Source organism: Aequorivita echinoideorum (assembly GCF_018476645.1).
GTDB lineage: Bacteria > Bacteroidota > Bacteroidia > Flavobacteriales > Flavobacteriaceae > Aequorivita > Aequorivita echinoideorum.
Genome location: NZ_JAHCTB010000005.1, coordinates 218956 through 226116 on the forward strand (window position 1 = coordinate 218956; position 7161 = coordinate 226116).

Sequence of the window (7161 nt, forward strand, 5' to 3'; positions counted from 1 at the left end):
AGCTGGATTTTTTATTTAGTTATGAACCTTAATTTTTTTGCCAAAAGACAAAAGCCAAAAGCGTTTATTTAGCTTTCTCAAATTCACTCACAAAATGAAGCTTCACATTTGGATATTTTGATTGCGTCATCTGCAGCGTAAAAGCCGAGTCTGCAAAGAAGACCAATTGACCGCGTTTATCTTTCGCTAAAAATTTTGCCTTTACTCTTTTAAAATCCACGAATTCCTCGCTTTTGGGATCTTTCGCTTCAACCCAGCAGGCTTTGTGTACATTTAGATTTTCGTAGCTGCATTTGGCGCCGTATTCGTGTTCCAATCTGTATTGTATTACTTCAAATTGAAGTGCACCAACGGTTCCGATAACTTTTCGACCGTTCAATTCCAAAGTAAAAAGCTGCGCCACACCTTCATCCATCAATTGGTCGATACCCTTTTCGAGCTGTTTGCTTTTCATAGGGTCGGCATTATTGATATATTTAAAGTGTTCGGGGGAGAAGCTGGGAATACCTTTGTAGCGCATTTCTTCACCTTCAGTCAACGTATCGCCAATCTTAAAATTCCCAGTATCGTGAAGTCCAACGATATCACCCGGATACGAAGTGTCCACAATCTGCTTCTTTTCAGCAAAGAAAGCATTGGGGCTACTGAATTTCAGTTTTTTACCATTTCGAACATGTAAATAAGGAGAATTTCTTTCAAAAGTTCCCGAAACAATTTTCACGAATGCCAAGCGGTCGCGGTGCTTTGGGTCCATATTTGCGTGAATTTTAAAAACAAACCCTGAAAATTCCTTTTCATCGGGTTTAACCATACGCGTGTCACTTTCCTTTGGGCGTGGGGTAGGGGCAATTTCAACAAAGCAATCCAAAAGTTCGCGCACACCGAAATTATTCAATGCAGAACCGAAGAATACAGGCTGCAGTTGCCCTTCCAAATATTCCTCTCTATTAAAATCCGGATAAACTTCATAAACCAGTTCCAGTTCATCCCGAAGCGTTTTTGAAGCTTTTTCGCCAATCAGTTTTTCAAGTTCGGGACTGCTCACGTCTTCAATTTCAATGGTTTCCTCTATGTTTTTTCTGCTATCGCCACTAAAAAGGTTCACATTTTTTTCCCATATATTGTAAATACCCTTGAAATCATAACCCATTCCAATGGGGAAACTTAAAGGTGTGACACGAAGATTCAATTTTTTTTCAATTTCATCGAGCAGTTCAAATGCATCCTTTCCCTCGCGGTCCATTTTGTTGATAAAAACAATCATTGGGATGTTTCGCATTCTGCAGACCTCTACCAGTTTTTCAGTCTGTTCCTCAACTCCTTTTGCCACGTCTATTACAACTATAACGCTGTCTACTGCGGTCAAGGTTCGGAAAGTATCTTCAGCAAAATCTTTGTGTCCCGGGGTATCGAGAATATTGATTTTTATGCCTTCGTATTCAAAAGCCAACACGGAAGTAGCCACGGATATTCCACGCTGGCGCTCAATTTCCATAAAGTCACTGGTGGCGCCTTTTTTTATTTTGTTGCTTTTTACCGCACCGGCTTCCTGTATTGCTCCGCCAAAAAGGAGAAGTTTTTCGGTCAAGGTAGTTTTACCGGCATCTGGATGGCTAATGATTCCGAAAGTTCTTCGACGTTTTATTTCTTTTGCTAATGACATTTTTTCTGAATGAATTCTGCAAAGATATAGTTTGTAAATGATGTTTTAAAATAGAAGAAAGGTATAGGAAATTGTTTTCTGTTTTAAACGAATTATTGTAACGCAGGGAAGATTAAATAGTGAAAATATTTGAAGTATTTTACCTACAAACAAACCGTCATATTGTATTTATTTATACTTTCGCAATCCCCAAATGTGTTCTTTATCAGCCTAAATACGTACTAGTACGTATAAGTTTTTCCTACATATTGGGGGGTTGTTCTGTTAAATTTACGTTGTTTGCCGAAAATTTCTACAGTTCAACTAATAGACGCTCTTTGTCAAAACCCCGATGTTTTTTACTGCGTATATTTGATACGAAAATTTAAGTAAAAATTTATTTTGATAGGAGTAGTCTGTCTATACAGATTATATAAAACTTATAACGATGCACATTAGTAATTTTGTTTCTTTTCCCAACAGAGCGCTGTTATTTTTCAGTAGCGCGCTTATGCTATTTGGTTTGACGGTATCGTCTGCGCAGAATGGCGTTGAAATTTCAATCGTAAAAAAATCTGACAAACCGAAGACTGAATCGGTTCATTCGTATACGTTGGAAATAAAAAATACTTCAAATAGACCTGCTACGTATACGTTGCGCGCCCAGAACGTGAATTGTGAAAATTCTCCCGTGGGCCAGTCAAACTTGGCAGTATCATTACTTGATGCCACAAAAGCTTCGCCGACAAATCAAGTGAGACTTGATGCGGGACAGACCAAGCAAGTAATTCTTCAAACTTCCCGTAGTGCAGATACACGCTTAAATACTTTTAGTTGTGTAGAAATTTTTGCAGAAAACGAAGGTAACCGTTCTCAACAGGCTTCTGTAGTTATGAGGCAAATGGTTCCAGATCCAAATACATTTGAATAAATAAATTAAACCACGTTGTTTATGAAAATAAAAACTACTCTTGGTTGCTTGTTAACTTTTGCCTTTAGTGCTCTTATAACAGTCAACGCTCAAATAAAAGACCCTTTTACCCCTCGTTACTCAGAAACTGTTCGAGGTAATTTTACAACGATAGCAAACAACATGTTATCGCGTACTGCTACTTCCAACTATAACGGAGAGGCTTCAAACCACGATTTTGATGATAACGTTTACGTTGACATTGATAATGACAATTCAACATTCAACTCCAGCAACGCAACATTTGCTATTCCTGGCGGAGTTACAGATCCTTCGTGTCTTGTTATTAAAAAGGCGTACCTATATTGGGCCGCCGCAGATAAGGAAAAAGATAATGGAGATGACAATCAACCCAACTGGAATTATAATAATGTAAAATTGAGACTTCCGGGACAGAATTCGTATGCTACATATACTGCAGATGAAGTTTTTTACCGAGGAAGAAATGAACATTTCAGTAATGATCCATATATCTGTATAAAAGATATAACTAGCCAAGTTTTGGGCTTAAATAATCCTTTTGGTGTTTACCAAGTTGCAAATGTTGAAGCCAAAAGAGGTGAATTATTTGGCCACGATGGAGCCAATGTGGGAACTTCTGGAGGTTGGCAAATTGTTTTTGTTTATGAGGAAGATTCCATGTTCCCCAGAAACATCACAATATTTGATGGTTATGCTCACGTTACCAGTAGTACCAATAATTTCAATATAGATTTTAATGGTTTCCAAACGGTTCCAAATGGGCCGGTAAACGCCGATGTGGTTTTTGGCGCTTTGGAAGGTGACCGCGATCTTAGCGGCGACATGCTTCAAATAAGGAATACTCAAAACAACTATGTAAATCTTTCGACACCGCAACGCTCTGCCGATAACTTTTTCAACAGTAAAATTACGCGCTATGGTCAAAATGTGACCGACCGTACTCCTGCCAGCCAAAACACATTAGGTTTTGATGCTGGTATTTTTGTTTTGGATAATACAAATAATTCAATTCTTGCCAACGGGCAGAATTCCGCTAGAATTAGATTGACGTCAAATCAAGAAACGTATGGGCTATATTTGGTTGGATTTTCAGTAGAAGTTTATAGACCAGAACTCTCTCCAATGTTGTTGACTACGTCTTTGGCTCCCGGAAATACTATTAATGCGGGATCTGAATTTGACGTAAGTTTCAACGTAAAGAATTATGGTAATGATAATGCTAAAAATACCACGATTAGTTATCAATTGCCATCATCCGTAGATTATGTTTCTGCAAACTCTTTACCTTCTGGTGTTAGTGTTAATTATAATTCGACCACCAGAACCGTAACTTTTACAATTGCCAATAATAAGGTAAGAGTAGGGGATCCGCAGTTTACCATTAATTTTAAATTAAAAGTAAACAGAAATTGTAGTAACCTCAATACGGATTTTCAAGTACAGACAGTTGCTAATTATATAGGAAACTTTAATCCCAATCCGTTTAGTACTGTAAGTTCAACAGACGTAAATGCTTGCGGTTATGGAGATTTATTGCCTACAACTATTCACATAAATGGTGCTTCGCAAATTCAATTGTCTCATACTAAAGTTGATGTGGGCTGTAATGGCGCATCTACTGGATCCATAGACCTCTCCGTGACAGGTGGCACACCTCCATATACTTATTTATGGAGCAATGGTGCAACAACTCAAGATTTGAACAACATTCCAGCAGGACAATATACTGTTGTAGTTAAAGATGCGAATAATTGTGAAAAGACACAAACTATTACCATCAATCAACCAGCAGCATTGTTGGTAAATGTTACAAAACAAAATGCCAACGGTAGCGGAAACTGTGCAAATGGTCAGGCTACTGCCACAGTTTCTGGTGGAACAGGCCCCTTTACGTATCTATGGAGCGCAAGTGCTAATAACCAGACTACGGCTACTGCAACTAATCTGCCCACAGGTACTCATACTGTAAAGGTTACCGATTCCAAAGGATGTATGGTTGAAAAAACAATAACCATATTTTGTGATATTTCTGGTTGGAATTTTACCTGCGGCCAAGATAAAGTGGTTGATGAATATGGATATAATGCGAACTGCAATGTAACCACAAACGTGGCAATTCCAAATGCCTCCAACGTTTACCAATATGTTGTTGAAATAGTTTATAAAGGAAATAATCCTGGTTCCACCATTCAGTTTACGGATTCTTCTGGAAATACACGTACACTTGAAAGATCCGTTCCAGTAGGCACAAGTTCTGATATTTGGGTTTACCGCGGATTGTTTATAGGAAATACTAACTCCGTAAACTATGCTAATAACCAACATGCTTGTAGTCTTCAATCTGTATTGGTTTATGCATTCAGAAATATGCCAAGTGCATCTTCAAGCTCTGGTCAGTTTACAAGTTTAAGCGGAGTGAATAACGTTGTCAACTTTACACTTAACGTTCCTTCATTTACTGCGCCCAGAGATTTAATTATTGAAACTCCCATATCAGAATTAACTACAGATGGTCGCTATCTTTTAGTAAAAGCAACCGCAGGTTCGGTTACCAACCAAACCATTATTTATGGTCCTGATGCTTCATTACCAGGAGGAACTTGCTGCTTGGCTATTCCCACATTAACATTGAATAATGTTCCGGGTAACGTAACGCAGGTTACAATTACTGTTGATACAAGGAACAATCAAAATGGTCAATCTGTAAATGGACAATCGTGGGCTATTGCGGGTGGTGTAAATGTTGACGCCGATTGTTTTGAGGAATTAGATATAACCCTTCAAGGTAAAACAGATATTTTATGCTATGGTGGAAACACAGGTTCTATCACTGTTGCTGGATCCGGTGGTGTGCCTCCATTACAATATTCGCTAAATGGTGGAACTCCTCAAGCAAGTCCAACTTTTAATAATTTGACAGCTGGAGCTTACACCATCGTAGTTTCGGATTCAATTGGAAATAATGATACACTTAATGTCACATTGAATCAACCTGCAAATCCGCTCAGCGTAGTTATTACTAAAGTTAATGCAACAACAGCCCAAGGGTGTAATAATGGAAGTGCAACAGCAACTCCAGGTGGGGGAACAGCCCCTTATACTTACGCATGGAGTGCAAGTGCTGGAAATCAAACAACGGCAACTGCTATAAATCTTCCCTCAGGAACTCATACCGTAACCATTACAGATGCCAATGGATGTATTCTAGAACAAGGTGTTGTCATTGATTGTGTAAATACATGTGATGCAATAATTACTGTAGACAATATTACAAACGTATTATGTACAAATAATAATACGGGAAGTGCAACGGTAAGCGCAAGTTCGGTTGCTAATCCAAATGCTACATTTACTTTTACTTGGAACACCAATCCTGTTCAAGTCTTTGGTGGAGTAACATCAAGTACCATTAGTAACTTGACTGCTGGTGTTTATACTGTGAGCGTTACTATCGATGGTACAGTCTGTCAGCCAGTAGAACAAAGCATAACTATTACTCAGCCTGCTAACGTTTTAACCGTTACCACAACTTCAACTGATGAAAATGGTCCTAATACAGGAGATGGAACAGCTACAGCAACGGCAAGTGGAGGGACACCGCCTTATTCTTATGTTTGGAGTCCTGGAGGGCAAACTACCCCGACTATCACTGGACTTGGTGCTGGAAATTATACTGTAACAGTTACAGATGCTAATGGATGTATCGCTACATCTACAACGACTGTTAACCCTGGAACTTGTTTAAATTTATCAGTAACAGCATCTGCTACTCCAACTACTTGTAATGGAGATTCAGATGGAACTGCAACTGCAAATGTAACAGGCGGTTCAGGTTCTATAAGCTACTTGTGGAGTCCCGGAGGTCAAACTACTCAAACTATTTCGAACCTTGCAGCTGGAACATATACTGTTACTGTCTCAGATTCAGTAACACAGTGTACTAGTGAATCAACGGTTACGGTTAACCAACCTGATATTCTTACTGCTGGAATTGCAATAACAAATGTAGATTGCTTCGGAAATAATACTGGATCATTGGATCTTACGGTTTCTGGAGGAACTGCACCTTACAGTTTTGTTTGGTCTCCTAATGGTGAAACTACTGAAGATTTATTCAATTTGGTAGCTGGAAATTATTCTGTGGTCATTACTGATGTTAATGGATGTACTATAACTAAAAGTGCTACGGTTAATCAACCAACCGAAGCATTATCATTGGAAATAGTTGCACAAACAAATATTTTATGTAACGGAAAAGGTTCGGTTACCGTAGAAGCAGGGGGAGGAACTGCACCATATTTGTATAACCTGGATGGTGGTACACCACAAGCTTCAGGACAATTTAATGATCTAGATACAGGCACTTATACTATTAATGTTATAGATGCGAATGGGTGCTCAACCTCAATTGAAATAACTTTACTTAAAAATTGTATTATTGCCATCGACGACATCAACGACACGTTCGTTGACCTGCCCGTGAGCGGGGACGTGGGCACGAACGACCAGAACCCCGACGGCCCGGCGGGCACGGAGGTGTTCACGCTGGTGTCGGGCCCCTCGAACG

The 7161-nt window shown here is 39.2% G+C and carries 2 protein-coding genes and 1 pseudogene; 2 read left to right on the forward strand and 1 reads right to left on the reverse strand.

Annotated features, from left to right (window positions below):
- Positions 1–64: 64 nt before the first annotated feature.
- On the reverse strand, positions 65–1663 hold the full coding sequence (locus KIV10_RS12480; RefSeq protein WP_214114221.1) for a peptide chain release factor 3: 1599 nt from the start codon (positions 1661–1663) through the stop codon (positions 65–67).
- Between the two features lie 427 nt (positions 1664–2090).
- On the opposite strand from KIV10_RS12480, the gene KIV10_RS12485 reads away from it, so the two are divergent.
- Both KIV10_RS12485 and KIV10_RS12490 read left to right on the forward strand, forming a co-directional pair.
- Positions 2091–2573, forward strand: a complete 483-nt coding sequence (locus KIV10_RS12485; protein WP_214114222.1) for a hypothetical protein — start codon at positions 2091–2093, stop codon at positions 2571–2573.
- A gap of 21 nt (positions 2574–2594) precedes the next feature.
- Positions 2595–7161 (forward strand): annotated as a pseudogene (locus KIV10_RS12490) (SprB repeat-containing protein); the annotation flags it as partial.

Bases quoted from the DNA above. Each gene is read 5' to 3' on its own strand.
- KIV10_RS12485 (WP_214114222.1), top strand. From the start codon at position 2,091: ATGCACATTAGTAATTTTGTTTCTTTTCCCAACAGAGCGCTGTTATTT.
- KIV10_RS12480 (WP_214114221.1), bottom strand. From the start codon at position 1,663: ATGTCATTAGCAAAAGAAATAAAACGTCGAAGAACTTTCGGAATCATT.